The sequence below is a fragment of the Corynebacterium senegalense genome (assembly GCF_900411315.1).
Taxonomy (GTDB): domain Bacteria; phylum Actinomycetota; class Actinomycetes; order Mycobacteriales; family Mycobacteriaceae; genus Corynebacterium; species Corynebacterium senegalense.
Window position 1 is genome coordinate 1,678,287 of sequence record NZ_LS990887.1, and the last position, 24,584, is coordinate 1,702,870.

Genomic DNA, 24,584 nt, shown 5'->3' on the forward strand with positions numbered 1-24,584 from the left:
CGTTTTCGCGTTGCTACTCTTGGGGGCATGGCAAAGCAGAGGATGGGCACGCGCGAGAGACTGCACCAGATCGACAGCTCCATTCAGGCCCGTGTGACCCGTGTCCGCGACCGCCTCCTGCCGATCACCCAGATCGCCGTGGCGGCGGGCATCGCCTTCTGGATCGCCACCCATATCTTCGGGCACAAGCAGCCGTTCTTCGCGCCGATCTCGGTGATCATCGTCATCGGGATGACGGGCGGCGAGCGCATCCGCAAGGCGCTGGATGTCTCCATTGGCTGCGTGCTCGGGGTGCTCGTGGGCGATCTCATCTTCGTGCACATCGGGCAGGGTGGCTGGCAGATCGCGGTGATCGTGGCGGGCTCGATGCTCATCGCGTCGTTCTTCTCCAAGTCCCAGCTTGTGAACAACCAGGTGGCGATCGGCTCGATCCTCATCGCCACGATCATGCCGCCGGGCGGGGAGGTCACGGGCATCGATCGAACCATCGACGCCCTCATCGGCTCCCTCGTCGCCATCGGCGTGCTCGCACTCATCCCGCAGTGGCCGATCGCCCGCGCCCGCACCGAAATCGCCCGCGTGCTGGGACTGATGTCCTCGGTGCTCGACGACGTCGCCGAGGGCCTGCGCACCCGTGACGAGGAGTGCATCACCGACGCCCTCGAGGCCATCCGGGCCAGCCAGCGCGACATCGACGACATGACCAGCGCCGTGCGCTCGGGCCAGGAGTCGGCGACGCTGTCGCCGTTTTTGTGGGGGGCGCGCCGCTACTTGACGTCGTTGAGCCGCGTCATCCCCCCGACCGACCAGGCTGTGCGCACCACCCGCGTGCTCGCCCGCCGCGCGCACGTGCTCTGCGAGGACAACGACACCGTGTCCGAGAAGCAGATCGAGATCCTCGACTCGCTCGCTCGCATCAGCCTTGACCTCTCGGAGGTCTACGAGGCCAACTCTCGACGCCTCCAGGCCCGCGTCATCCCCGAGGCTGTCAACGAGCTGCGCGCCCTCGGCGGCGAGGCCGGGATGGACGTCATCGAGGACGGCGCCGTTCTCTCCGCCTACGTCATCCTGGCGCAATCGCGCTCGCTGATCGTCGACCTCCTGCAGGTCTGCGGCATGTCCCGCGAGTCCGCCGTGGCCGTGCTCGCGCCGACGTCTGTCACGCCGAAGTACCCGCCGGAGCTCTACGGCGGGCAGTAGGACCGCGGCCGTGTAGCTCCGCGCCCAGGGCACGGAAAATCCCCCGCGCCCGAAGGCGTGGGGGATTGTTCGCTCTACCGCTGGGTCTTAGCGGCGGTCGGCGTCCAGGTCGACGTCCGGGCGCAGGTCGCCAGCGCGGCGGCCCTCGACACCCTCGACGACGTCGCCGTCGGTTTCGATGCGCTCCTTGGCCAGCTCCTCGGAGACGCGCTCGGTGCCGCGGACGGTCTCCTTGTCCAGGGAGACCTTCTCCACCGGGACGGACTCCTTGCTCACGTTGACGCGCTCCTCGTGCAGGGTGATGGAGGCCTCGTCGTCGGAGATGTCGCCGCGGTAGTTGGCGCGGTCAGCCTCGGAGATCGGCTCGCGGGTCACGCGCACCTCCTCGCGCTCGACCGGAACCTCGACGGTCTCGGTCTCGTTGACGACGTACTTGCGCAGGCGCACCTGGCCGGACTCGACGCGCTCCTTGTCCACGTTGAGCTGCTCCTCGGAGCGGACGATCTCGTCGCGGTCGGTGACGTCGCGGTCTGCAACGTCGCGGTCTGCGAGGCGGTCGCGGTCTGCGAGGCGGTCGCGCTCAGCGAGACGGTCGCGGTCGGTGGCGTCGCGGTCGGCGGCGAAGCCGGCACCTGCGGCACCGGCGGCGCCGGTCTCGTAGGTGGTCACGTCCTGGGTGCCCTCGAGGCCGTAGTGGCGGTAGAAGGCCTGCTGGTCCTCGTTGGTGAGGTGGCCGTTCTCGTCAAGATCCGGGGCATCCTTGATGCGGTCCTTCGGGAAGGCGAGGTGCAGCTCGCCGTCGCGGAGGTTGTGGCCGCGCAGCGGGACGATGGAGTCGCCGGCGCCGAAGAGGCCGTGGCTTACGGAGACGAAGTCCGGCTGGCCGGTGTTGTCGTTGACGTAGACGTCCTTGACGGAACCGATCTTGTCGCCGTCAACGTCGTAAGCGGTAGCGTTCGCGAGGTCTTCAATGCGGTTGTAGTCAGCCATGATTCGTAGTGCTCCTTCTAAGTAAGTTGTTGCGACCCAGCCCCGTGGGAGGCGAGCCGTGTTCGGCGGAACAACCCCGAATGTAGGCAAGGTTTGACCCGGCGTGCTCGGACGTGCGTTCAGGGATGCCTCGTTATCAAAAAGTTAGTGGCTCACCCCGCCCGTCTTCGGTACCATCCCGCGCCGGAGGGCCCCGAGCTGGGCAAACGGCTTGGTTCTACGCCGGTATTCAGCTTCCTTCATGCCAGCAGAACGGTCGGAAGGGCGCCGAAAGCCGTCAAAATTTCTTTATGTGAGTTACATCACACAAGCTACTCGACGCCCATTTTCACGCTCTGCAGGTCCCGCAGATGGCGGTAGAACGTCACGCGGTCGACGGGGCGGGGCCGCGCGACTCCGTCGATCTCGACCCGGATCCCCGCGCCGCCGGACTGGACGGCGCGGCCCGTGAGGACGCGGTCCGGGTCCACGAGGCCCGGGTCGACATCGGCGTTGCGGGTCAGCCAGGCCCCGCCGGGCAGCCGGCGCAGGCGCTCCAGCTCCTCCGGGTCGCGCCGGCCCGTCCGCCCCCCGGCGACAAGGGGAGTGACCAGACGGGAGGCCGCGATGCCCGGTGCGGTATTCATGGGGACGAGCCTGGCGCCGAAGTCTCCGTGGAACCGCGCTGGGGAGCCGGTGTCCTCCCGGTAGAGCAGCACGGCGGAGTCGACGACGATCTCCCCGACGTACTCGGTGGCGTCGTCACGCGAGAGCGTCGCGGAACCGGCGACGACCTCGGAGCGGTCCGTGCGGATGCACGGCGAGGGGGACACGGGGGCCTCGAGCGCCGCGGCGAGGCGCTCCTCCTCGCTCAGGCCCGCCAGCCCCCACACCTTCGAGGCGGCGGACAAGGGGTCTGCGGGCAGGTAGGCCACCTCGGCCCAGAGGTAGTCCGCCCGCATCATGCGGGCCAGCACCGCGCCGAGGGCGGCGTCGGAGCCCGAGACGATGACGCGCAGGCGCTCGGCGGGCTCCTGCGGCGCGAACGTGGGCTCGCCCATGTGCGCCACAGAGGGGGAGGCGGCGATCTCGTCGAGCGAGGGGGTGGGATCGACCGGGAGGAGCTTCCGGGCTGCCTCGTCGAGGAAGCGCAGGTCCGCCCGGGAGGGCAGGGCGGGGAGAGTGACGTTGGTCGTGCCGTCGATAAGCAATGGCGATGCGCACGCGAAATGGATCAGCCGCATGCCGATCACGCTACAATAGCGCCGTTAGTGCCTAGATGTAAGGAGTGAAGATGTCCGCCATCGTCATCGTCGGCGCCCAGTGGGGCGACGAAGGGAAGGGCAAGGCCACGGATATCCTCGGCGGCAGGGTCGACTACGTGGTCAAGCCGAACGGCGGCAACAACGCGGGCCACACCGTCGTCGTCGGCGGCGAGAAATACGAGCTCAAGCTCCTCCCCGCCGGCGTGCTCAGCGAGAACGCCACCCCCATTCTCGGCAACGGCGTCGTGGTCAACCTCCAGGCCCTGTTCGAGGAGATCGACGGCCTCGAGGCCCGCGGCGCGAACGCCTCGCGCCTGCGCATCTCCGGCAACGCGCACCTGGTCGCCCCGTATCACCAGACCCTCGACCGCGTGCAGGAGCGCTTCCTGGGCAAGCGCGCCATCGGCACCACCGGCCGCGGCATCGGCCCCGCCTACGCCGACAAGGTCGCCCGCGTGGGCCTGCGTGTGCAGGACATCTTCGACGAGTCCATCCTGCGCCAGAAGATCGAGTCGGCGCTGGACGTGAAGAACCAGATGCTGGTCAAGATGTACAACCGCAAGGCCATCGCCGTCGACGAGATCATGGACTACTTCATGGGCTACGCCGACCGGCTCAAACCCATGGTCATTGACGCCGAGTACACCCTCAACACCGCCCTCGACGAGGGCAAGCACGTCCTCATGGAGGGCGGGCAGGCCACAATGCTCGACGTCGACCACGGCACCTACCCCTTCGTGACCTCGTCGAACCCCACCGCCGGCGGCGCGTGCGTCGGTGCGGGCATCGGTCCGACGCGCATTACCGCCTCCCTGGGCATCATCAAGGCCTACACCACCCGCGTCGGCGCCGGCCCCTTCCCCACGGAGCTCTTCGACAAGTGGGGCGACTACCTGCAGGAGGTCGGCGGCGAGGTGGGCGTCAACACCGGGCGCAAGCGCCGCTGCGGCTGGTACGACGCCGTCATCGCGCGCTACGCCGCCCGCGTCAACGGCTTCACCGACTTCTTCCTCACCAAGCTCGACGTGCTCACCGGCATCGGGGAGATCCCCATCTGCGTCGCCTACGACGTCGACGGCGAGCGCTTCGACGAGATGCCGCTGACCCAGTCGCAGTTCCACCACGCGCAGCCCATCTTCGAGACCATGCCCGCCTGGGACGAGGACATCACCGGCATCACCGAGTTCGACGACCTGCCGCAGAAGGCCAAGGACTACGTCCTGCGCCTCGAGGAGCTCTCGGGTGCGCCCATGAGCTACATCGGCGTGGGTCCGGGCCGTGACCAGACGATCGTGCGCAACGACGTCATGGAGCGCTAAGCCCTTCCCGCTTCACCGCGCCCCGTCCGCTGCGTTAGGGTGTTGTGCATATTTTGAGGGAAAGGCAGTGCTACCTACATGATCTCGGCAGAAAACAGCCAGGTGCTCATCCTCGGCAGCGGGACGCTGGCGGAGGAGCTGGCGGCGTCGTTCCGGCGCCTGGGCTTCGAACCCGTCGTGGGCAGCCTGGAGCTGGGCACCGCCCACGGCGTGCCGGAGGGGGTCAACCCCACCCTGACCGTGGTGTGCGAGGCCGCACCCTCGGAGCAGCTCGCCGAGATCGCGGCGGCGACGGGCAGCGAGCTCGTCCCCACCGTCGAGGCGTGCCGCATCACCCGCAACAGGGAGGGCATCCGGCGCACCGCCGCCGAGGAGCACGGGCTGCCCACCATGGCGTACGAGTTCGCAGACAGCGTCGACGAGCTGGGCGCGTGCGCTGACAGGGTCGGCTACCCGTGCGTCGTCAAGCCCGGCACCTCCACGGGCGGCGAGGGGCAGTCCGTCGTCACCGGGCCCGACGAGCTCCCCGCGGCCTGGGAGAAGGCCTACGACCCGGAGCTCGACGGGCGCGTAGCCGTGGAGCGCTACGTTGACTTCGACTACGAGTGCACCATCCTGACGGTGCGCTCCATCGACCCCGCCACCGGGCAGCTGTCCACCTGGTTCTGCGAGCCCATCGGCACCCGCCACGAGGACGGGCGCCTCGTCGAGGCGTGGCAGCCCGCGCCCCTGACGGAGGACGCCATGGACAACGCCCGCTCCATCGCCGCGCGCATCTCGGGAGCGATCGGGGTGCAGGGCATCTACGCCATCGACCTGTTCGTCGACGGCGACGAGGTTTACTTCTCTCAGGTCAGCCCGCGGCCCACCCTCGACGGCATGATCACCGGCGCTACGCAGCGCATCAACGAGTTCGACCTCCACGCCCGCGCAGTCCTCGGCCTGCCTATCGACGTCACCCTCACCAGCCCCGGCGCCGCCCGCTTCGTGCAGGCCCAGGGCTTCGGCCGCGACGCGCTGGCCCGCGCCCTGGCCGTGGAGGAGACGGGCGCGGTGGTCGTAGGCGACACCGTCGTGCTGCGCTCCACCGGCGACTCCGTGGAGGAGGCGCGGCAGCGCGCCGCAGAGGCGGCGAGCACCCTGGTGTAGTGGAGGCTGCGGTCGTTATGTGATGTTGTTCACGTAATTTCGGAGGACGAACACTAATCACATAGATAGACTGGAGAAAGTTTGTTTCTCCCTACCTGCGCCGCATGTGCAATTGGAATTGAAAGGTAGAAAAATTGACCGATTCGTCCTCCGTGCTACTCACCTTGGCCAACCGCAACTTTGACGGAATTGACCTCGACCAGCTTGCTTCTTCCCGCGGTCTCCGCCTTCTCCAGCTGGATCCGCAGGACGCGGACCTCGGTGACGTCTTCTCCGCCGATCCGCTGGCGGATGGTGCCTCGCTGATCGCGGGCACGGGAGATCTTTCCTTTGACGCTGAGCTCGCCTCGGCGCTCGGCATCCCGGTTGTGGTGCTGGCGGATTCCCCGGAGCGTTCCCGGCTCGTCGAGAAGCAGGTGCAGGCTCTCGGTGCCGCCGCAACCGTCGTGACCGAGGAACAGCTTGACGACGCCCTCTCCGGCGCCCTCCCCGAGGCCCGCCAGGTCATGGCCCCCATGGTCTTCGAGTCGTGGTTGATCAACCGCGCCAGGGAGAAGCAGGCGCACATCGTCCTGCCCGAGGGCGAGGACGACCGGATTCTGCAGGCGGCGGGGGAGCTGCTGGAGCGGGGCGTCGTGAAGCTCACGATCCTCGGCGAGCCGGCGGATATCGAGCGCCGTGCCCGCGACCTCGGTGTTGACCTGTCGCAGGCGCAGGTCATCGACCACCTCTCGTCCGACCTCCTCGAGGAATTCGCGGCCGACTTCGCCGAGCTGCGCAAGGCGAAGGGCATCTCGCTCGACGACGCCCGTGAGACCATGCGCGACATCTCCTACTTCGGCACCATGATGGTGCACAAAGGGCTCGCCGACGGCATGGTCTCCGGCGCCGCCCACACCACGGCGCACACCATCAAGCCGTCGTTCCAGATCATCAAGACCGCCCCCGGTGCCTCCGTGGTCTCCTCGATCTTCCTCATGGTCATGCGCGACCGCCTCTGGGCCTTCGGCGACTGCGCCGTCAACCCCAACCCCACCGCAGAGCAACTCGGCGAGATCGCGGCCGTTTCCGCGGGCACCGCGGCGCAGTTCGGCATCGACCCGAAGGTCGCGATCCTGTCGTACTCGACCGGCACCTCGGGTTCCGGCCCCGACGTCGACCGCGCAGCCGCCGCCGTCGAGGCCGCGCGGGCGCTCGATCCCTCGCTCAAGGTCGACGGGCCGCTGCAGTTCGACGCGGCGTGCGACCCGGGCGTCGGCAAGAAGAAGGCCCCCGACTCCCCGGTCGCGGGCGAGGCGAACGTCTACATCTTCCCCGACCTCGAGGCGGGCAACGCGGGCTACAAGATCGCGCAGCGCACCGGCGACGCCCTCGCCGTCGGACCGATCCTCCAGGGGCTGAACAAGCCGGTCAACGACCTCTCCCGCGGCGCGACCGTGCGCGACATCGTCAACACAGTAGCCATCACCGCGATCCAGGCAGGGGGAAACTAAATGTACTCGCTCGTCATCAACTCCGGGTCCTCGTCCATCAAGTTCCAGATCGTCGACCCCAACGCCGGCGCCGCCGACGCCCCGCTCGTTTCCGGACTCGTCGAGCAGATCGGTGAGCCCTCCGGCTGCGTCACCGTCAAGCACCCCGACGGCAAGGAAGTCGCCCAAAAGCCTATCCCGACGCACAAGGTGGGCCTGCAGGAAGCGTTCCGCATCCTCGACTCCAAGGGCCTCGGGCCCACCCAGCTCGACATCACCGCGGTCGGCCACCGCGTCGTCCACGGCGGCATGGTGTTCTCCGAGCCGGAGCTTATCGTAGACGAGGTGGTGGAGAAGATCCGCGAGCTCATCCCGCTCGCGCCGCTGCACAACCCCGCCAACATCGACGGCATCGAGGTCGCCCGCGAGCTGCTTCCCGACATCCCTCACGTCGCTGTCTTCGACACCGGTTTCTTCCGCCACCTGCCTCCCGCCGCCGCGGTCTACGCCATCAACGCCGAGGTTGCGGGCAAGAACCAGATCCGCCGCTACGGCTTCCACGGCACCTCCCACGAGTTCGTGTCCTCCCAGGTGCCCGCGCTCCTCGACCGCGACCCCGCGCACACCCGCCAGATCGTGCTCCACCTCGGCAACGGCGCCTCCTGCTCCGCCGTGGCGAACGGCCAGCCCATCGACACCTCCATGGGCCTGACCCCGCTCGCTGGCCTGGTCATGGGCACCCGCTGCGGCGACATCGACCCCGGCATCATTTTCCACCTCACCCGCCAGGGCGGGATGAGCATCGACGAGATCGACAACCTCCTGAACAGGCAGTCCGGCGTCAAGGGCCTCTCCGGCGTCAACGACTTCCGCCAGCTGCGCGCCATGATCGAGGACGAGAACCAGGACGCCTGGATGGCGTACAACGTCTACATCAACCAGCTGCGCCGCTACATCGGGTCCTACATGATCGCCCTCGGCCGCGTCGACGCCATCACCTTCACGGCCGGCGTCGGCGAGAACGACCGGTTCGTGCGCCGCGACGCCCTCGACAACCTCGAGATGTACGGCATCAAGATCTCGGACGAGCGCAACGCGATGCCCAACGACGGCCCGCGGATCATCTCTACCGACGACTCCGCCGTGAAGGTCCTGGTCGTGCCCACCAACGAGGAGCTCGCCATCGCGCAGAAGGCCGCCAAGGTCGCCGCGAGGATGTAGACAGATCGCGCGAGTTATCCGCAGCCCGCAGGTCCTCGTCGGGCGGGGTGGCGCGCGGGATGGTACCCCCTGGAAGCATGGACTTTTCGGGGGAGAAGGAGCTGGCGCTGATCGCTCGCGCCTACCAGGGCAGAAAGACGGCGCTGTTCACCGCGCCGGCCACGATCCGCGTGATGGGCTTTGTCACCCTGCACCGCGTGCGGGTTGTCGACCTCGCGCTGCGCGGAGACACGAGGCCCGCAGTCAACGGCGGGCCTCACATCCGCCACCGCAGCGGCCGGGTCGACCCGCAGCACTGCCGCTCGTTCATGGGGTTCACCATCGTCTCCTTGGTGATGGCGCTGTTCGATACCTTCCGCTACCACGGCTACCTGCCCGCCCTCGGCTCGACGGAGTCCGCGCTGCAGCACAAGGACGTGAGCAGGAAATACCTTCTCCGGGAGGCGCAAACACTGCCGCGGGCCACGGGGAAGAGGGGTTTCGTGGAGATGCTCGGCGGGGCGTCGGAAAGAAGCGAAAGCGTGACGGAGACACTGGGGCGCTACCGGCTGGTAGAGGCATCTCTGCCCGGGGTCGACAGCATCGAACGGCAAGTGACCTTCGATTACACCGACGTCGAGGGTGCACCGCGCAGAGGGCGCGCCGACATGGTCATCAACGGGCGGGTCTTCGTCGAATTCGACGGCCGCCGCAAAGAACGCGACGACTACGTGACCGCCGTGCGGCACGAGAGGGAGCGCGAACGCTGGCTTCTCGACGGCAGCCCCGTCCTGATCCGCGTCCGCTGGGAGGAACTGCACAACGGTGAGTTCCTGCGCAAGGTTGAGCGGGCGATACAGCTCCTTGGGGACGCGCCCTGATTCTCGCGCGGGGCTGCAAGACGATGACGTTTTCGGCGTCACATCTGTCACAGCCGACCTAGGGTTTTGCCCACCTGGTTTCGCGGTCGTCTTGTGGGGCCAACCGACGACGAACCCCTAGAACCAGGTGGCGGGGCGCACCTTGTTCGCCATGTCGACGAGCGCGTAGCGGTGGTGGGCGTAGGGGGCGACGCGGGCCTGCTCCCGCAGGGTGATGGCTAGGCCGCGGCGCAGGCCACGGAGCGTGAAGGGGTATTCGAAGAGGTTGTGGCTGGAGGCGGCCTTTTCTACCCCGGCGTCGCGGAGGAAGGTCAGGCCGGCGCGCAGGACGTAGACCTTGATCTGTAGGAAGCGGGGCTCGTTGCTGGGGATCTCCTCCAGGCGGCGGGCGGCGCGGCGGATGCGGGACTCGGTCAGTTCGGCGGAGACGAGGTCGAGGATGGTGGTGAGCTTGGCCATGCGGTGGTGTCGCGAAGAGGGAGAGACGCGGTCGAGGGCGGCCACGGCGAGTTCCACCTCGGACTCGGCCATGAGGAGTCGGGCCAGGCCGAAAGCGGCGGAGACGGTGGTGGGGTTGGTTTGCCAGACCAGGGCGTAGAGTCGCAGGGCGTTGTAGCGCAGGACGGCGGGGTCGTCGCTGAGCAGCTCCCAGCCGGGGGTGAGCATGCCGCGGGCCTCCCAGTCCTCGAAGACGGAGCTGGGCAGGTCGGCCAGGTTGGTGCGGATGCCGGAGGTGGCGCGGGCGATGTCGTCGTTAAGCAGGTCGAGTGCGTAGGGCCCGGCCTGCTGGCTGATGAGCTCGTCGATCGCGGCGATGGCGAGCTTGGGGGCGGCCTCGCCGGGGACGTGGGCGAGGACGGAGGTGAAGTCGCGCTGCGCCTCGCGGTACTCGCCGAGGAGCATGTTGATCACGCCGGAGTACCAGGCGTACCGCCAGTTGTGGCCGAGCCTGTCGGCGAGGGAGGACAGCCAGGTCCGCGCCTGGTAGGTCAGGCCCATGTCGAGCATCGCCCGGACCACGCCGAAGGGGATTTCCATCGACTGCTCGTACTGCGGAGTCTGCATCGCCTGGCGCAGGTTCTCGAGGGTTTCCTGCGGCTCCTGGTAGGAGGAGCCCTGGATCATGGAGGCGCCGATGTCGGAGCGGTCGATGAGCGGGGAGGGCAGGGCCGCCACGACCTCTTGGGGGGTGATTTCGACGGTGCGGGAGATGCCGTCGATGAGCTGGTCGGTGCGGAAGACGAGGTGCTTCGTGCCGAAGGTGGTGCGCTGCGGGGAGAACAGGGAGTGCTGGGCGGGGAAGGTGATGCCGTCGCGGATCGCGATGCATTCGCGCAGCACGCCCAGCATCTGCGCCTCGAGGTCGTCCACGCTGCTGAAGCGCTGTGCGGGGTCCGGATCGCAGCAGCGCACGATGAGGCGGTACAGCGACAGGTAGCGGCGGAACAGCGGCTCGTGGGTGGGGGAGGGGACCCCGGGGGCGTAGACGCCGTTTTCCCGCGGCAGGTCCACGACCAGCGCCGCGAGGGTGCGCCCGACGGTGTAGATGTCGCTGCTTATCGACGGCCCCTCCGACGCCACCTCCGGAGCCTGGAACCCCTTGGTGCCGTAGATGTAGCCGAAGGCGCCGATGCCGGAGACGGCGCCGAGGTCGATGAGCTTGACCTGGTCCTCGGTGACGATGATGTTGTCGGGCTTGAGGTCGTTGTAGACCACGCCGCGGGAGTGGAGGTAGGCCAGCGCCGGGAGGACCTCGAGGATGTAGGCGATGGCGACGTCCACCGGGAGGAGGTGGGTGGGTTCGTTGTTGCGCTTTTCGCGTAGCGACGGCCCGCCGACGTACTCCATCACGATGAACCCGCCGGGGACGCGGGGGTCGTCGATGAAGTTGAAGATTTTCACGATGCCGGGGTGGGTGACGTCGGCCAGGAACTCCCGCTCGGCCGCGGCGGCGGCGGTCTCGTCGGCGTTCTTCGTGGAGTGCAGTCCCTTGAGCACGACGACGCGCCCGGCGACGTGGTGGTCGTGCGCCAGGTAGATCCAGCCCATGCCGCCGTGTGCGATGACGCCCATGATCTCGTACTGGCTGGCCACGATGTCGCCGGGGTCGAGCTGGGGCAGGGGGATGCCCTTCTCGGCGTGTGCGACGCGCGGGTCCTTCAGGGCGTCGGCGGGGTCGCCGGGGGGCACCCACGGCAGCTCGACCATGCCGTCGGCGACGACGCGGGCGGCGCGCTGCGTGCCGCGCAGCTCGCGGAAGGTGTCCAGGGCCTCGCGGCGCGAGCGCTGGGAGGAGTCCTCCTGCGACCCGCCCTCGCGCAACTTGTCCAGGTCCTTGAGCAGGCCCGCCATGTCGCCCAGCCCGGCGTATTCCTCGCCGGGGCCGCTATCCACGAGGTGGCGGTCCGTGGCGTCCTCGTCGTCGTCCTCGTCATCGGCGAAGGGGTCGAAGGCGACAGCCTCGGTGGCGGGGTCGTCGGCGAAGGGGTCGTACAGGACGGCTTCGGTCGGCTCGGGCTGCTGCTTGTCCGTCATGGAGCTGTCCTTTCCGTTCCTTCCGTCTCCGCTCGGTAGCGGGCGGGCGGCGGCTCGGGGCTGGACAGGGCGTCGGCGAGCCAGGCGCCCTGCATGCGGCTCCACGTCCCGTCGGTGCGGATGCGCTCGAGGGTGGAGTTGACCTGGCGCACCAGCCCGTCCTCTCCCTTGCGCACGCCCACGGCGTAGCTCTGGGTGCCGAAGGTGTCCTCCAGCACGCGGGTGTGCGGGTCCTGCGCGGTCATGCCGGCGAGGATGGCGTCGTCGGCGAGGACGGCGTCGGCCTGGTACTGCTGGGTGGCCATGAGGCAGTCGGCCCAGCTGCGGGTCCGCAGGATTTTGCTGGCCGGGGCGACGGCGCGCGCCAGCTCGAGGAGGTTGGAGCCGTCGACGACGCACACGGACTTGCCGGCCGTGTCGTCGATGCCGCCGATCCCCCGGTTCTGCGGGGTGAACAGGCGCACCGAACTGGCCAGGTAGGGGATGGAGAAGTCGACGCGCTCGACCCGCTCGGGGGTGATGGACATCGTGCGCACGACGATGTCCACGTCGCCGGCCTCGAGGGTGGACACGCGCTTGCCCGAATCCACGAAGCGGAAGTCCACCTTGGTGGGGTCGCCGAAGATGTCGCGGGCGATCTCGTGGGCCAGGTCGATCTCGAAGCCGCGCAGGTCGCCCACCGCGGTGTCGCGGTAGGACAGCAGGTACTGGGACTGGTCCACGCCGATGATGATGCGGCCGCGCTCCACGATCTCCGGAATGCGCTCTTCCGGCGTGGCGGAATCGGGGCGCAGGGAGCCCGGCCACATCGTGTCGTCCGAGAAGGCGGCGCGCGGCTGGACCCCGGCGGGGTCGAGGGAAGCGCCGGGCGGCAGCGGCAGGCCCGCGTACGCCAGCGGCGGATCCGACGGGGGCGGGGGAGCGGGCGGGGCGCCGCAGGCCGCGCAGGCCGCCAGGGCCCCGCCGGCGGCGAGCGCGATCAGCTGCCTTCTCATAGGTACTCCCCCAGACGGCGGCGGATGCCCAGCCAGATCGCGACGATGGACAGCAGCGTCAGCCCGGCCACCACGCCGGAGACGGCGCGGGTGGCGTCGAGGGAGGCGCTGATGTACTCGCGCATGTTGGCGCGAGACTGCTTGATCAGCTCGGAGAACACGGAATCGAGCTGGGCGTACGCCAGCGCCGAGGACACCTGTTGGGTCTCCCTGTCCGTGTTGGTGAGGATGCCGATGGCGTTGTCGAAGCGCCCCTGGTTGAGCGTGTCGACGAGACTGCGGTGCGCCACCGCCCACTGCTCCAGGGCGTCGCGGCCCGACTGGATCAGGTAGGCGTCCGCGGTGGGGGCCGCCGCGTCCAAAGCGCTGTGCACCTCGGCGTAGGTGGTGGTGAAGGAGCTCTCGGACTCGTCCACCGACTGGCGGCGCAGCAGGGCGAAGATCTCGTCGGTGCGGGTCTCCTGGGCGTCGATACGCGCGGTGGTCAGCTCCTGCCACGGGTTCGAGGCCTTCTCGAAGCCCACCACCCCCGACTGCCACGCCGCGTAGTTCGACGCGCTCACCCACGAGATGGCCACCACCATCATCGCCGTGGCGGCCAAAAAGCCCTTGTTGAGGCGGCGGCGGAACACCCGCCACAGCCAGATCTGCGCGGCGATGAGGAAGCCGAACGCTGCCACCAGCCCGGAGAGGGGGAACCACTGCGGCGCGGAGAGCCGGCCCATCTCCGCCGCGACTTGCTCGCGGCTGAGCTGGAACAGCGATGAGGCGTCGTCAAGCATGCGCTCGCGCATGATGCCCGAGGCCTCGGACATGTAGGCCACGCCGACCGGGTTGCCCATCTGCTGGTTCGTCTTGGCGCGCTCCATGATCCCCGCGTAGATGGGCACGTCTCGCTGGATCTGGGTGACGAGGTCGCGCACCTTGTCGCGGTTGGCGGCGCCGTCGGAATCGACCGTTCCCTCGAGCACCTCGTTCGCCGCCACGACCCCGCGGTCGAGCGAGGCGAGGTAGAGGTTCATCTCCTCCTCCGGGACCATGCCCGGCGAAATGAAGCTGGTGGTCGAGACCGTGTCCGCCTGCGACAGCGAGGTGAACAGCACGTGCGCCGAATTGCTCATCGGCTCGGTCGAGTTGATCAGCACGTTCAGCGACTGCTGCCGCTGCGCCATCGACTGGCTCATCGCCCAGCCTGCGGCGACGAGGGCGAGCGTGAGCACCGTCATCATCGCGATGATGCGCCCGGGCGTCGTCCCCGCGAAGTCCAGCACGCGGCGCACCCAGCGCAGCGGGCCGGTGAACGTGTCGGTGACGAAGGAGCGCGCCCCCCGGTTCTCCGGGCGGTCCTCCAGCTGGTCGAGCCAGTCATCGTCCCCCCAGGCGTCCGCCGGCTCGAGGGCGTCGGGCTTTTCAGGCAGCGCCACCACTGCGCCGCGCGGATCGCGCGCGGACGAGGATGCGGCGGCGGTGCCGCGCGGGTCGCTCGTAGCCTCACGCATAACACCCAAGAATATCGCAGAATATCGCGGTGTCGTGGGCTTGCCTATTGTGGGGGATATGGAAGGTGACGGCAACGGCTGGGTCCCCGGCCCGAACGGAGTGAAAATGTGGGGCCGCTTCGGTGCGGCCGGTCTGTTTCTGCAGGCAGGAGAGCGTGTTCTGCTGCAGCACCGGGCAGCGTGGACCGCGCAGGGCGACACGTGGGGCCTGCCCGGGGGAGCGCGCGACTCCCACGAGACGGTTGCGGAGGCGGCGCTGCGCGAGGCCGTCGAGGAGTGCGCCATCGACCCCGCACTCGTCCGGGTGCGCGGCGAGCTTGTCACCGCCGGCCCGTTCGACTCCGGCTGGACCTACACGACCGTCCTCGCGGAAACGACCACGGGCGAGCCGATCGAGGTCACCCCCAACGAGGAGAGCGAGGAGCTGCGCTGGGTCGCCCTCGACCGGGTGCGCGAGCTGCCCCTCCACCCCGGGTTCGAGGCGTCGCTGGACGGGCTCCTCGGGCATACTGAAACGCATGATTGACGTTCACGACCTCACCAAGGTCTACGGTCAGGTCCGCGCCGTCGACGGCCTCACCTTCTCTGTGAAGCCCGGCGTGGTGACGGGTTTCCTGGGCCCCAACGGCTCCGGCAAGTCCACCACGATGCGCATGGTGCTCGGCCTGGACAGGCCCACCTCGGGCACGGCGCTTATCGACGGCACCCCCTACCGCCAGTTGAACAACCCCGCGCGCCGGGTCGGCGCCCTGCTCGACGCCAAGGGCGTCCACCCCAACCGCAGCGCCCGCAACACGTTGCTGTGGCAGGCCCGCGCCGCCGGCCTTGAGACCAGCCGCGTCGACGAGGTCCTCGACCTGGTCGGCCTGAGCGACGTCGCCGGCTCGCGGGTCGGCGGGTTCTCGCTCGGCATGGGGCAGCGCCTCGGCATCGCCTCGGCCATGCTCGGCGACCCCGAGGTGCTCATCCTCGACGAGCCCATCAACGGCCTCGACCCTGAGGGCATCCGCTGGGTGCGCTCCCTGCTGCGCTCGCTTGCCGACGAAGGACGCACCGTCCTGGTCTCCTCCCACCTCCTGGCAGAGATGGCGCAGACCGCCGACAACCTCGTGGTCATCGGCCGGGGCAAGCTGGTCGCCGACACCTCGGTCGCCGACTTCATCTCCTCCAACTCCGCCGTCGCCGCCGTCGCCCGCCCCGCGGACCCCGCCGCGCTCGAGGCAGCGCTGTCCTCCGCCAAGATCCCCTTCGTCCGCGGCGCCGACGCGGCCGGGCGCCCCATCGTCACCGTCGAGGGGCGCACCAGCGAGGACATCGGCGCCCTCGCCTTCGAGAACCGCGTGCAGCTCAACGAGCTCACCGAGCGCCGCGGCTCCCTCGAGGACGCCTACATGCACTCCACCGAAGGCCAGGCCCAGTACTCTTCCCGGGAGGGATTCAATGCTTAACATCGTCGCTTCCGAGTGGACCAAACTGCGCACCACCGCCTCCTTCTGGTGGACCAGCGGCCTGATGCTGGCCATCCCGACCCTCCTCGCCGCGATCTTCGCCAGCGCAGATTCCGAAAACGCCTTCGTCTACATCCCCCTCACCGTGATCATGGCCGTCGCGATGGTCACCGCCGTGGTGATCACGGTCCAGGCGACCATGACGGTGACCACCGAGTACCGCTTCGGCATCCCCGCCACCACCTACCGGATTTCCCCGGCGCGGTGGCAGGTTGCCGTCGTCAAGCTCGGGCTCTACGCCGTCATCGCGGCCCTGCTCACCTTCCTCGCGCTGGTCCTCGCGTTCACGCTCGGCGACGCGCTGGCCTACCACCCGGCCAACTGGGCGTCGAACCCCGCCACCACCCGGGCCCTGTGGGCGCTGCCGCTCGGCGCCGCCGCCCTGACCCTGTTCAACCAGGGCATCGGCTGGCTCGTGCGCAACACCGCCGGCGCGATCGTCCTCGCCTTCGGCACCCAGTTCGTGGTCGAGGCGCTGGTGGGGCTGGTCCCGCGCGTCGGAGAGGACGTCGCCAAGTTCATGCCCTTCTCGAACCTCTACGCGTTCCTGTTCAACATGCCCACCGGCACCTTCACCGTCTGGGAGTCGCTGGGAGTCTTCGCGGCGTGGGCTGCCGTCCTGTGGATCGTGGGGCTCGTGCTGCTGGAAAGGCGCGACGCCTAAGCTCGCTCGCTGCGCCTCCGGGGGCTGGGTCCGTTGTGGGCCCGGCCCCTTTTCTCGCGCCCGGGAAACCTACTGCAGGGCGGAGGTCAGCTTCATCACGTTGTCGATGTAGCGGCGGTGCCAGGGCCGCTGGCTCCAGCGCTCGAGGGTGAGCTGGCGCGAGACGGCGAAGTAGGCGAGGGAGAGGTCGTGGAGTTGGTCGAGGAGGGACCCGCGGCAGATGAAGAGGGAGTTCTCGTAGTTGAGGGTAAACGAGCGCATGTCCATGTTGGACGAGCCCATGACGCCCACCGAGCTGGGCAGGCCGGGGTCGGCGAGGGCGAACTTGGTGTGCAGGACGTAGGGGGCGGGGAACTCCCAGATGCGCACGCCGGCTTCAAGAAGTTGCTGGTAGTAGGAGGACTGGGCGTGCTGGACCATGAATTGGTCGGCGCGTTCGCCGACGAGGAGGTCGACGCGGACGCCGCGGTAGCAGGCGGTGGTGATGGCCTCGAGGAGGGTGTCGTCGGGGACGAAGTAGGGCGAGCAGAGGATGAGGCGCTCGCGGGCGTGGTGCATGAGGGTGTTGAACATGCGCAGGTTGGGTTCCGCCTGGTAGCCGGGCCCGGAGGGGACGAGCTGGACGATGTTGCCGTCGTCGCGCGCCCCGATGAGGTCGGCGGGGGGTTCGAGGTTGATCAGCTCGCCGGATTCGGTGTACCAGTCGACGGCGAACATGGACTCGAGCGAGGTGACGATGGGCCCTTCCAGCTCGACGAAGGCGTCGACCCATTTGCGGCCGGCGCGGACGTGGCGCCGGGTGAGGTAGGTGCGGTCGATGAGGTTGATGCTGCCCAGCATGCCGACCTGCCCGTCGATGATGATGACTTTGCGGTGGTTGCGCAGGTCGGGGCGCCGCCAGCGGCTGCGGAAGAGGTCGAGGGGGAGCATGCGGTGGTAGTCGACGCCAATGTCGCGGAGGCGGCGGCGGAGGCGCCGGTAGCCGGGGTATTTGAGCGAGCCGATGTGGTCGTAGAGGAGGCGGACGTGGACGCCGCGCTGGACGGCGCGCTCGATGGCGCGGAAGACGCGGTCGGTGGTGTCGTCCCAGGCCACGGCGTAGATCTCGATGTCCACGTACTGCTGGGCGCTGTCGATGAGCGTGGCGATGCGCGTCATGGTCATCTCGTAGTCGGCCCAGAGGTGGCGCACGTGCGCGTGGACGGCGGGGAAGCCGGTGAGGGTGCGGTTGAGCCGCACCATCGACTCGAGTTCGTCGGAGAGCTGCGAGCCGGCGGGGTAGTCGGGCACGTCTACGTGCACGTTTTCCAGTTCAGCCTTGGCCAGCTGCTGGATGCGGTGGCGGCGGCGGGAGACGTAGGCCGAGCCCATCATGAGGTAGAGGGGCAGCCCGACGACGGGTAGGAGGAGGATGAGCAGCAGCCAGGCGTTGGCGCTGGAGGGGCGCCGGTTGGAGGGCACGACGCCGATCATGACGAACTTGATGCCGTAGTCCAGCGCCATGAGCGCCAGCTGCCAGTAGGAGATGTCCAGCTGGAGGGTCATCGGACGTCGTCGAGCGAGAGGTTCGTGGTGTCGAAGTCGGCGATGACGGGCGCGTGGTCGCTGGCGCCTTTTCCGCGGCGCTCGTCGACGTCCACCCACGCCTTCGCTAATCGACGCCCCAAGGCCTGCGTGACCAGCTGAAAGTCGATGAGCATGCCCTCGTTCTTCTGGAAGCGCATGGACTTGTAGTCCCAGAAGGAGTAGGGCTCGTCGTGGGCGACGGGCTCGAGGCCGGCCTCCAGCAGCATCTGGAAGGCGGCGCGCTCGGGCTCGGTGACGTGGGTCTTGCCCTCGAACCAGGAGATGTCCCAGACGTCCTTGTCGCGGGGTGCGATGTTGAAGTCGCCGCAGTAGGCGGCGGGGGCGGCGGCGTCGACGGCGTCGCGCAGGCAGTAGAGGAACTCGAGCTTGTAGTCGTAGTGGGGATCGCCGATGGAGCGGCCGTTGGGCACGTAGAGGCTCCACACGTCGACGCCGCCGCAGGTCGCGCCGACCGCTCGGGCCTCGACGACCGGGTCGCCCGTCTTGGCGAAGGTGGGCTGGCGCTCGAAGGAGTCGCGCACGTTGTCCAGCCCGACGCGGGAGGCGATGGCCACGCCGTTCCACTGCGAGTGGCCGACGTGGGCGACCTCGTAGCCGGCGGCCTCGAACACGGAGTACGGGAACTTCTCGTCGGTCACCTTGGTTTCCTGCATGGCGAGCACGTCGATGTCGTGGCGCTCGAGGAAGGCGGCAATGCGCTCGGCGCGGGTGCGTACCGAGTTGACGTTCCAGGTGGCTATCCGCATGCCTTACACCCTAACCTAGCTGCGCATAGCGGTGCCGGTGGTGTTCGGTGAACCCGGCCTTGCGGTACATCGCCACGGCGGCGGTGTTGGAGGCGCGGGTCTGCAGGTACGCGGCGTCGGCGCCCCGGGCGGCACCCCAGGCAAGCAGGCTGGAGGTGAGCTCGGTGCCCAGGCCGCGGCGGCGCAGGTGCGGTGCGACCTCGACGGCGGAGTAACCGAGCCACGAGCGCCCGTCGGTGGATTCGGTGAGGGTGGCGCGGGTGACGGCCACGGTCTCGCCGTCGACGAGCAGGCGGGCGAAGGCGATGCGCCCGTCGATCTCGGCGTTGACGGCCTTCAGGGCGTCGACGGGCAGGGCGCGGCCGCGGTAGTGGTACATGGCCAGCCAGTCATCATCGGGCGTGTCCGCGATGTCGAAGTGCGCCGACGCCTCCGCGAGGCCGGTGAGCGGGTGTGTCATCACCAGGATCTCCTCGCCGAGGGTCCAGCCACCGGATTCGACCAGCTTGAGCGCGGGTTTGCCTATGCGCTCCGGGATGAGCAGCACCACCGGCTGGTCGTGCCGGGCGTAGAACTCCTTGAGCGCCTCCAGCGGCACGGGGGCGAAGCCGGCGCTGTGGCCCAGGGGAACCGCCGAGTTGGAGCGCTCGGCGATGTCGGCGCCGGAGCGGGCGAGCCAGCCGTCGATAAGCTCGTGCTCTTGGCCGGGGAAGGCCTTGGCGTAGGCGGTCTCGAGGGCGCGGATGTCGGAGTTGCGCACCGTGCGCGGCGAGAGCTTCTTCACGATGTGCACGTCGCGCACCTCGATCGCCTCCCTGAAGGAGGGAAAGCCCCCGACCTCCTGCGGGCGGATCGTCAGGGGCTCGAGCTTCTCGACGTGCCCGATCACGTCACTGGCGTGCTCGCCGCGGCGCTGGCGCACGACAACGCGATCGCCCACCGCGATGTCGTCGGAGCGGAAGAAGCTGGACATCTAGTGCCCGAAGGGGTCCTCGTCGACGCCCGGCATCCACGTGTTGCCCGGCTCCGTCCACCCGTTCGCCTTGATGGCGCGCTTCGCCTCGCGCTTGTAGCGGCCCGTGAGCACGTCGGTGTAGAGGAAGCCGTCGAGGTGGCCCACCTCGTGCTGGAGGCAGCGGGCGAAGAAACCTTCGCCCTCGACCTCGACCTCGTTGCCGTTCTCGTCGAGGCCCGTGACCTTCGCCCAGTTCGCGCGGCCCGTCGGCCAGCCCTCGCCGGGCACGGAGAGGCAGCCCTCGTCGTCCTCGCCGTCGTCGCGGGGCATGGTCTTGGGGATCTCGCTGGTCTCAAGCACCGGGTTGATCACGGTGCCGCGGCGCATCGTGTCGCCGTCGGGGCAGTGGTAGACGAACAGGCGCAGGGGCACGCCGATCTGGTTGGCGGCCAGGCCGACGCCGTGCGCGGCGTCCATGGTCTCGTGCATGTCGGCGATGAGCTCGGCCAGCTCCTCCACCGGCTGCTCCACAAGCTTGGTGGGGTTGTGCAGGACGGGGTCGCCGTGGATCACGATCGGTCGAATTGTCATGCTTAGTATATTAGGCATGCTTAGTGCGGACGATTTAGCTCTCCTCGACTTCGAGGCCTCCGCCCCGCGCAGCCTGGGGGCGAAGGAGGAGGCGATCCGCCATCGCCTGGACATGAGCCCGGTGCGCTACTACCAGCGCCTCAACGTCCTCCTCGACTCCCCCGACGCCCTCGCCGCCCGCCCCCAGCTCGTGCGGCGCCTGCAGCGCGTGCGCGACGCCCGCGCGTTCTAGCGCGCGCACGCTTTTCGACGCCCCTTTGTCGACGCCCCCGGCGCCCCTCTGTCGGCGCCCCGGCGCGTCGCTCTCCACCACCCCGCGCGGCAGGGGCTAGAGTTTCCCGTGTGACTAATGTGAATCCTGAGAATGGCGACCGTGGCGAAGAAATCTACGACGCCGAGTACCTCGACGAGACCGGTGCCGAGGCCGGCGCCGAGAGCGTCGCTGAGTACCGCGGCGCGCACCGCGCCCGCGAGGAGGCCCCCGCGGCCGGGAGCACGGCGGCTGGGAGCACGGCGGCTGTCGCCGGGGGGATCCCGAAGCGCGGCCTCGGCATGATCCTCATCGCCGTCGCGGCGGTACTCCTGCTCTGGGGCGTCTACGCCCTGACGCAGAAGGACCCCGGTTCCACGGATTCGGCCGGTTCCGCGGCGCCGTCCTCGTCCTCTTCCGCGGGCGCGCCGGGCAGCTCGGCCGCCGGGTCGGCCCCCGCCTCGGCACCGGCGTCCAGCCAGGCACCGGGCGCACCGTCGCCCAGCGAGGCGCCGGGTGGGGCGTCGCAAAGCGCCCCGGCAGGCTCTCCTCAGGCGGCTCCCGCTCTGACCAGGGAGAACGCTGAGGTGCTGGTGTTCAACAACTCGCCCACCCCGGACTTGGCGGGCCAGACCGCCGGCAAGCTGGCTCCCGACTTCAAGGTTGCCAACAAGTCGGACGACGCCGCGCGCATGAACCTGCCCGAGCAGAGCTTCGGGATCTTCCCGGAAACCTACGTCTTCTTCGACCCCGCCGTCGGCGGGGCGGAGCAGGTCGCCGCGGACATCGCGCAACGCGTCGGCGGGAAGCCGCGCTCGGTTCGCGACCTCCCCGAGGGCGCCTCCCTGCCCCGCGAGGCAACCAGCAACGGCAACGCCCTCACCGTCGTCCTCGCCGGGTAACCGGGTGCGCTGAGTGTGCCGGGTGCGCCGGGTGCCAGATTTCGCCCCGCCGGCTTGAGATCCGTCACTTTCTGCAGGTCGCTGGGTGGGGTGGCAAAAATTTGGCACTGCGCCGGGGAGTCGAGTGCCAGATTTTGGGGATGCGGCCGGAAATCTGTCACTTTCCCCAGGTCGCCGGGCGGGGCGGTGAAAGTTTGGCACTGCGCCGGGGAGTCGAGTGCCAGATTTTAGGGATGCGGCGTGAAAACTGTCACTTTCCCCAGGTCGCCGGGCGGGGCGGTGAAAGTTTGGCACTGCGCCGGGGAGTCGAGTGCCAGATTTTGGGGATGCGGCCGGAAATCTGTCACTTTCCCCAGGTCGCCGGCCAAGCCGGCCAAAATGTGGCACTGCCCCGGCAAGCCGAGTGCCAGAATCCACCGCCCGCCCCAAAATCTGGGCTCCTATAACCATCTTACGCATCCGACGAGTCACCCCTTTGATANCCACCGCCCGCCCCAAAATCTGCCACCCCCAGCCCCGCCACCGCGCCGGGGGAATGAAAAAGGCGGGAGGCGGGCGGGCCAAACGCTAAGCTTTTTCGCATGGATCCGTACCGCGACTTCGCCCGCTCCGCGCGCCCGACCCTCGGTGTGGAGTGGGAAATCTGCCTCACCGACCCCGTGACCAGGGATCTTGTGCCCCGGGCCCCGGAAGTGATCGACGAGGTCACGGCGCGCTACCCGCACGTCCACCTAGAGCGGGAGTTCCTGCAGAACACCATCGAGCTGGTGACCCCGGTGTGCGCGAACACGAGGGAGGCGGTGGACAGCCTCGCCGACACCCTGGGCAAGGTCAGGGAGGTTGCGGAGGAGGAAAACCTCCGGCTGTGGGCCGGCGGGGGCCATCCCTTCTCGGATTTCCGGACGCAGCCGCTGAGCCCGAAGATCACGTACCAGGAGATCATCAACCGCACCCAGTACTGGGGGCAGCAGATGCTACTGTGGGGGATCCATTGTCACGTGGGGATCCGCCACGAGGAGCGGGTGTGGCCGATCATCAACGCGCTGATGACCAAGTTCCCGCACCTGCTGACGCTTTCGGCGTCGAGCCCGGGGTGGGACGGGATTGACACGGGCTACGCCTCGAACCGCACCATGCTCTACCAGCAGCTGCCCACGGCGGGCATGCCCTACCACTTCGACACCTGGGAGGAGTGGGTGCAGTTCATGACGGACCAGCGCACCTCGGGCGTGATCAACCACACCGGGTCGATGCACTTCGACATCCGCCCGGCCGCGAAGTGGGGCACCATCGAGGTGCGCATCTCGGACGCGACGTCGAATCTGCGGGAGCTGGCTGCGGTGGTGGCGCTGACGCACTGCCTGGTCGTGTACTACGACCGCATGATCGACGAGGGCAGGCAGCTGCCGAGCCTGCAGCCGTGGCACCTCGCGGAGAACAAGTGGCGCGGCGCCCGCTACGGCCTGGAAGCGCTGGTCATCACCTCTCGGGAGACAGAGGAGCGGTGGGTGACGGAGGAGCTCGCGGAGCTTGTCGACGTCCTCACCCCCATCGCGGAGGACCTCGGCTGCGTCGCCGAGCTGAACCTGGTCAACGAGATCCTCGAGCGCGGCGCGGGCTACCAGCGCCAGCGCCGCATCTACCAGGTGGAGCGGGACTGGAAGCCGGTCGTCGACGCGACGTGCCGGGAGATGTCCGAGCTGACCTGGGGCTAGGAGCGCCGCTCTTCGGGCCGGTTGGGGTGCCGGGGTGCGGGGCGCTCGTTGACGGAGAGGACGGACTCGTCGCCGTAGAGGCCCTCGCGCCGGGCGACGCGGCCGAGTCGCTGCGCGGTCACGGGGCTGGTCATCAGGGCAAAGAGGACGAGGAGTGCGAGCACGCCGACGTCGGCACGTTCGTGCGCGCCGAACTCCGGGTGGCAGACCACGCGCAGGAGGGTGCCCAGCACCATGAGCACGAGGCCGGTGGTCTGCGGCTTTGTGATGGCGTGGACGCGCGCCATGGTGGAGGGGAAACGGACCGTGCCGACGGCGGCGGAGAAGACCATGAACGCACCGGGCAGGATGAGGACGAGGGAGGCGATGTCCGCGACGAGGTGCCAGTTCACAGCGAGCCGTCCCTCTTGCGGAAGCGGGCCACCGCCAGAGACGAGATGAACCCGAGCAGCGCGATGACCATCATGACGCTGACCACGGTGGTGTCGAGGGTCCAGGCGATGTAGAGGGCCAGCACGCACTGCAGCGAGGCGGTGATGGCGTCGTTGCCGAGGACGCGGTCCATCGAGTCCGGGCCGACGATGATGCGCCAGCAGATGATGAAGAAGCCGGCGACGATAAACGCCGCGGCGATGGCGAGGAAGATCGTGTACAGGGTCGGGTCCATGGGGGCTAGCTCCTGCTTTCGAAGATGTCTATCATTTGCCGCTCCAGCTTCGCCACCTGGGCGATCTCGCGCTGGATGTCCTCGTCGCTGTCGGCGTCGAGGACGTGGATGGTCCACTCGCGGTTGGCGATGTCGATGTCGGCTACCGACCCGCCCGGCTGCAGGTTGTAGGCGCAGGTGGCGAGGTAGAGCACCAGCTCGTTGGGCACGCGCATCGGCACCCGGAGGATGGCGCTGCGGGGCGGGGGTTGGCGGCGCAGTGCGAGCCACGCCACCTTCGCCGAAGCGACGAGGAGGTCGCCGAACCACACGACGAGGAAGCGGGCGAGCCTGCCCCAGTGCACCTTGTAGCCGCTGCGCGGGACGGGCGGCAGCGGCAGCAGGACCACGACGAGCGTGCCGAGAGTCAGGCCCGCCAGCGCGTTGCCCCATGTCATCTCCCCCTGCATGAGGATCCACATGAGGGCGAGGACGACGACGAAGGTGGGGCGGAAGCGGTTCTTCAGTCCGTCCAT

24 protein-coding genes are annotated in these 24,584 nt (G+C 68.7%); 12 read left to right on the forward strand and 12 right to left on the reverse strand.

Going from position 1 to position 24,584, the window contains the following annotated elements; translation table 11 throughout:
- Nucleotides 1-27 precede the first annotated feature (27 nt).
- A complete protein-coding gene (locus DYZ02_RS08120; RefSeq protein WP_115685788.1) occupies nucleotides 28-1,200 on the forward strand; it encodes an FUSC family protein in 1,173 nt (390 codons plus the stop codon).
- 87 nt (nucleotides 1,201-1,287) lie between these two features.
- Here the strand turns inward: DYZ02_RS08120 and DYZ02_RS08125 are convergent, their stop codons facing one another.
- Both DYZ02_RS08125 and DYZ02_RS08130 read right to left on the reverse strand, forming a co-directional pair.
- Nucleotides 1,288-2,190 carry a PRC and DUF2382 domain-containing protein gene (locus DYZ02_RS08125; RefSeq protein ID WP_115685789.1) on the reverse strand — a complete coding sequence of 301 codons (903 nt, stop codon included), beginning with the start codon at nucleotides 2,188-2,190 and terminating at the stop codon, nucleotides 1,288-1,290.
- Nucleotides 2,191-2,501: 311 nt separating this feature from the next.
- The gene (locus tag DYZ02_RS08130; protein WP_115686433.1) at nucleotides 2,502-3,413 is read right to left on the reverse strand and encodes a hypothetical protein; all 912 of its coding nucleotides are present in this window, start codon (nucleotides 3,411-3,413) and stop codon (nucleotides 2,502-2,504) included.
- A 50-nt stretch (nucleotides 3,414-3,463) separates the two neighbouring features.
- Between DYZ02_RS08130 and DYZ02_RS08135 the strand changes: the two genes are divergently transcribed.
- The 5 genes from DYZ02_RS08135 (at nucleotide 3,464) to DYZ02_RS08155 (ending at nucleotide 9,455) form a co-directional block, all read left to right on the forward strand.
- Nucleotides 3,464-4,753, forward strand: a complete 1,290-nt coding sequence (locus tag DYZ02_RS08135) for an adenylosuccinate synthase (protein ID WP_115685790.1) — start codon at nucleotides 3,464-3,466, stop codon at nucleotides 4,751-4,753.
- Between the two features lie 78 nt (nucleotides 4,754-4,831).
- Nucleotides 4,832-5,902 (forward strand): ATP-grasp domain-containing protein, encoded by a 1,071-nt coding sequence (locus DYZ02_RS08140; RefSeq protein WP_115685791.1) that lies wholly within the window; start codon nucleotides 4,832-4,834, stop codon nucleotides 5,900-5,902.
- Nucleotides 5,903-6,036: 134 nt separating this feature from the next.
- A complete protein-coding gene (pta, locus tag DYZ02_RS08145; protein ID WP_115685792.1) occupies nucleotides 6,037-7,395 on the forward strand; it encodes a phosphate acetyltransferase in 1,359 nt (452 codons plus the stop codon).
- Complete coding sequence (locus DYZ02_RS08150; RefSeq protein WP_115685793.1) at nucleotides 7,396-8,595, forward strand: acetate kinase; 1,200 nt, start codon at nucleotides 7,396-7,398, stop codon at nucleotides 8,593-8,595. It abuts the gene before it with no gap.
- A gap of 77 nt (nucleotides 8,596-8,672) precedes the next feature.
- On the forward strand, nucleotides 8,673-9,455 hold the full coding sequence (locus DYZ02_RS08155; RefSeq protein WP_115685794.1) for a hypothetical protein: 783 nt from the start codon (nucleotides 8,673-8,675) through the stop codon (nucleotides 9,453-9,455).
- A 117-nt stretch (nucleotides 9,456-9,572) separates the two neighbouring features.
- Here DYZ02_RS08155 and DYZ02_RS08160 read toward each other — a convergent pair whose 3' ends face one another.
- The 3 genes from DYZ02_RS08160 to DYZ02_RS08170 are packed head-to-tail and all read right to left on the reverse strand — an operon-like array spanning nucleotide 9,573 to nucleotide 14,484.
- The gene (locus tag DYZ02_RS08160; RefSeq protein ID WP_115685795.1) at nucleotides 9,573-11,990 is read right to left on the reverse strand and encodes a serine/threonine protein kinase; all 2,418 of its coding nucleotides are present in this window, start codon (nucleotides 11,988-11,990) and stop codon (nucleotides 9,573-9,575) included.
- On the reverse strand, nucleotides 11,987-12,985 hold the full coding sequence (locus DYZ02_RS08165; protein WP_115685796.1) for a glutamate ABC transporter substrate-binding protein: 999 nt from the start codon (nucleotides 12,983-12,985) through the stop codon (nucleotides 11,987-11,989). The genes DYZ02_RS08160 and DYZ02_RS08165 overlap by 4 nt, the downstream gene beginning before the upstream one ends.
- Nucleotides 12,982-14,484 (reverse strand): hypothetical protein, encoded by a 1,503-nt coding sequence (locus tag DYZ02_RS08170; RefSeq protein WP_245945723.1) that lies wholly within the window; start codon nucleotides 14,482-14,484, stop codon nucleotides 12,982-12,984. The genes DYZ02_RS08165 and DYZ02_RS08170 overlap by 4 nt, the downstream gene beginning before the upstream one ends.
- A gap of 58 nt (nucleotides 14,485-14,542) precedes the next feature.
- Between DYZ02_RS08170 and DYZ02_RS08175 the strand changes: the two genes are divergently transcribed.
- Genes DYZ02_RS08175 through DYZ02_RS08185 form a run of 3 tightly spaced genes read left to right on the forward strand, consistent with a single transcriptional unit; the run spans nucleotide 14,543 to nucleotide 16,656 of the window.
- Complete coding sequence (locus tag DYZ02_RS08175; protein WP_115685797.1) at nucleotides 14,543-15,010, forward strand: NUDIX domain-containing protein; 468 nt, start codon at nucleotides 14,543-14,545, stop codon at nucleotides 15,008-15,010.
- Entirely contained in the window at nucleotides 15,003-15,932 is a 930-nt protein-coding gene (locus DYZ02_RS08180; RefSeq protein ID WP_115685798.1) for an ABC transporter ATP-binding protein, read from the forward strand. The genes DYZ02_RS08175 and DYZ02_RS08180 overlap by 8 nt, the downstream gene beginning before the upstream one ends.
- Nucleotides 15,925-16,656: an ABC transporter permease gene (locus DYZ02_RS08185; protein ID WP_115685799.1), complete on the forward strand. Its 732-nt coding sequence runs from the start codon at nucleotides 15,925-15,927 to the stop codon at nucleotides 16,654-16,656. Before DYZ02_RS08180 ends, DYZ02_RS08185 begins: the two co-directional genes overlap by 8 nt.
- 69 nt (nucleotides 16,657-16,725) lie before the next feature.
- Here the strand turns inward: DYZ02_RS08185 and cls are convergent, their stop codons facing one another.
- The 4 genes from cls to DYZ02_RS08205 are packed head-to-tail and all read right to left on the reverse strand — an operon-like array spanning nucleotide 16,726 to nucleotide 20,535.
- Nucleotides 16,726-18,201 carry a cardiolipin synthase gene (gene cls / locus DYZ02_RS08190; RefSeq protein WP_115685800.1) on the reverse strand — a complete coding sequence of 492 codons (1,476 nt, stop codon included), beginning with the start codon at nucleotides 18,199-18,201 and terminating at the stop codon, nucleotides 16,726-16,728.
- A complete protein-coding gene (locus tag DYZ02_RS08195) occupies nucleotides 18,198-18,989 on the reverse strand; it encodes an exodeoxyribonuclease III (RefSeq protein WP_115685801.1) in 792 nt (263 codons plus the stop codon). The genes cls and DYZ02_RS08195 overlap by 4 nt, the downstream gene beginning before the upstream one ends.
- 10 nt (nucleotides 18,990-18,999) lie before the next feature.
- The gene (locus tag DYZ02_RS08200) at nucleotides 19,000-19,962 is read right to left on the reverse strand and encodes an N-acetylglutamate synthase, CG3035 family (RefSeq protein WP_115685802.1); all 963 of its coding nucleotides are present in this window, start codon (nucleotides 19,960-19,962) and stop codon (nucleotides 19,000-19,002) included.
- Nucleotides 19,963-20,535, reverse strand: a complete 573-nt coding sequence (locus DYZ02_RS08205; RefSeq protein ID WP_220272203.1) for a peptide deformylase — start codon at nucleotides 20,533-20,535, stop codon at nucleotides 19,963-19,965. It abuts the gene before it with no gap.
- A 16-nt stretch (nucleotides 20,536-20,551) separates the two neighbouring features.
- On the opposite strand from DYZ02_RS08205, the gene DYZ02_RS08210 reads away from it, so the two are divergent.
- The 3 genes from DYZ02_RS08210 to DYZ02_RS08220 all read left to right on the forward strand — a co-directional run bounded on the left by DYZ02_RS08210 (nucleotide 20,552) and on the right by DYZ02_RS08220 (nucleotide 23,402).
- Entirely contained in the window at nucleotides 20,552-20,767 is a 216-nt protein-coding gene (locus DYZ02_RS08210; RefSeq protein WP_342767218.1) for a DUF3263 domain-containing protein, read from the forward strand.
- 110 nt (nucleotides 20,768-20,877) lie between these two features.
- Nucleotides 20,878-21,687, forward strand: a complete 810-nt coding sequence (locus DYZ02_RS08215; protein WP_147291495.1) for a hypothetical protein — start codon at nucleotides 20,878-20,880, stop codon at nucleotides 21,685-21,687.
- A 581-nt stretch (nucleotides 21,688-22,268) separates the two neighbouring features.
- The gene (locus tag DYZ02_RS08220) at nucleotides 22,269-23,402 is read left to right on the forward strand and encodes a glutamate--cysteine ligase (protein WP_115685805.1); all 1,134 of its coding nucleotides are present in this window, start codon (nucleotides 22,269-22,271) and stop codon (nucleotides 23,400-23,402) included.
- Here the strand turns inward: DYZ02_RS08220 and DYZ02_RS08225 are convergent.
- Genes DYZ02_RS08225 through DYZ02_RS08235 form a run of 3 tightly spaced genes read right to left on the reverse strand, consistent with a single transcriptional unit; the run spans nucleotide 23,399 to nucleotide 24,584 of the window.
- Entirely contained in the window at nucleotides 23,399-23,794 is a 396-nt protein-coding gene (locus DYZ02_RS08225) for a monovalent cation/H(+) antiporter subunit G (RefSeq protein ID WP_115685806.1), read from the reverse strand. The two genes, DYZ02_RS08220 and DYZ02_RS08225, sit on opposite strands and share 4 nt — an antisense overlap.
- Nucleotides 23,791-24,069, reverse strand: a complete 279-nt coding sequence (locus DYZ02_RS08230) for a monovalent cation/H+ antiporter complex subunit F (RefSeq protein WP_115685807.1) — start codon at nucleotides 24,067-24,069, stop codon at nucleotides 23,791-23,793. Before DYZ02_RS08230 ends, DYZ02_RS08225 begins: the two co-directional genes overlap by 4 nt.
- Nucleotides 24,070-24,074: 5 nt before the next feature.
- On the reverse strand, nucleotides 24,075-24,584 hold the full coding sequence (locus DYZ02_RS08235; protein ID WP_115685808.1) for a Na+/H+ antiporter subunit E: 510 nt from the start codon (nucleotides 24,582-24,584) through the stop codon (nucleotides 24,075-24,077).

What these genes read in the sequence shown, in the direction of transcription:
- DYZ02_RS08120 (WP_115685788.1), top strand. Translation starts at nt 28, where the DNA reads ATGGCAAAGCAGAGGATGGGCACGCGCGAGAGACTGCACCAGATCGAC.
- DYZ02_RS08125 (WP_115685789.1), bottom strand. Translation starts at nt 2,190, where the DNA reads ATGGCTGACTACAACCGCATTGAAGACCTCGCGAACGCTACCGCTTAC.
- DYZ02_RS08130 (WP_115686433.1), bottom strand. Translation starts at nt 3,413, where the DNA reads ATGCGGCTGATCCATTTCGCGTGCGCATCGCCATTGCTTATCGACGGC.
- DYZ02_RS08135 (WP_115685790.1), top strand. Translation starts at nt 3,464, where the DNA reads ATGTCCGCCATCGTCATCGTCGGCGCCCAGTGGGGCGACGAAGGGAAG.
- DYZ02_RS08140 (WP_115685791.1), top strand. Translation starts at nt 4,832, where the DNA reads ATGATCTCGGCAGAAAACAGCCAGGTGCTCATCCTCGGCAGCGGGACG.
- DYZ02_RS08150 (WP_115685793.1), top strand. Translation starts at nt 7,396, where the DNA reads ATGTACTCGCTCGTCATCAACTCCGGGTCCTCGTCCATCAAGTTCCAG.
- DYZ02_RS08155 (WP_115685794.1), top strand. Translation starts at nt 8,673, where the DNA reads ATGGACTTTTCGGGGGAGAAGGAGCTGGCGCTGATCGCTCGCGCCTAC.
- DYZ02_RS08160 (WP_115685795.1), bottom strand. Translation starts at nt 11,990, where the DNA reads ATGACGGACAAGCAGCAGCCCGAGCCGACCGAAGCCGTCCTGTACGAC.
- DYZ02_RS08165 (WP_115685796.1), bottom strand. Translation starts at nt 12,985, where the DNA reads ATGAGAAGGCAGCTGATCGCGCTCGCCGCCGGCGGGGCCCTGGCGGCC.
- DYZ02_RS08170 (WP_245945723.1), bottom strand. Translation starts at nt 14,484, where the DNA reads ATGCGTGAGGCTACGAGCGACCCGCGCGGCACCGCCGCCGCATCCTCG.
- DYZ02_RS08175 (WP_115685797.1), top strand. Translation starts at nt 14,543, where the DNA reads ATGGAAGGTGACGGCAACGGCTGGGTCCCCGGCCCGAACGGAGTGAAA.
- DYZ02_RS08180 (WP_115685798.1), top strand. Translation starts at nt 15,003, where the DNA reads ATGATTGACGTTCACGACCTCACCAAGGTCTACGGTCAGGTCCGCGCC.
- DYZ02_RS08185 (WP_115685799.1), top strand. Translation starts at nt 15,925, where the DNA reads ATGCTTAACATCGTCGCTTCCGAGTGGACCAAACTGCGCACCACCGCC.
- cls (WP_115685800.1), bottom strand. Translation starts at nt 18,201, where the DNA reads ATGACCCTCCAGCTGGACATCTCCTACTGGCAGCTGGCGCTCATGGCG.
- DYZ02_RS08195 (WP_115685801.1), bottom strand. Translation starts at nt 18,989, where the DNA reads ATGCGGATAGCCACCTGGAACGTCAACTCGGTACGCACCCGCGCCGAG.
- DYZ02_RS08200 (WP_115685802.1), bottom strand. Translation starts at nt 19,962, where the DNA reads ATGTCCAGCTTCTTCCGCTCCGACGACATCGCGGTGGGCGATCGCGTT.
- DYZ02_RS08205 (WP_220272203.1), bottom strand. Translation starts at nt 20,535, where the DNA reads ATGACAATTCGACCGATCGTGATCCACGGCGACCCCGTCCTGCACAAC.
- DYZ02_RS08210 (WP_342767218.1), top strand. Translation starts at nt 20,552, where the DNA reads ATGCTTAGTGCGGACGATTTAGCTCTCCTCGACTTCGAGGCCTCCGCC.
- DYZ02_RS08220 (WP_115685805.1), top strand. Translation starts at nt 22,269, where the DNA reads ATGGATCCGTACCGCGACTTCGCCCGCTCCGCGCGCCCGACCCTCGGT.
- DYZ02_RS08230 (WP_115685807.1), bottom strand. Translation starts at nt 24,069, where the DNA reads ATGGACCCGACCCTGTACACGATCTTCCTCGCCATCGCCGCGGCGTTT.
- DYZ02_RS08235 (WP_115685808.1), bottom strand. Translation starts at nt 24,584, where the DNA reads ATGGACGGACTGAAGAACCGCTTCCGCCCCACCTTCGTCGTCGTCCTC.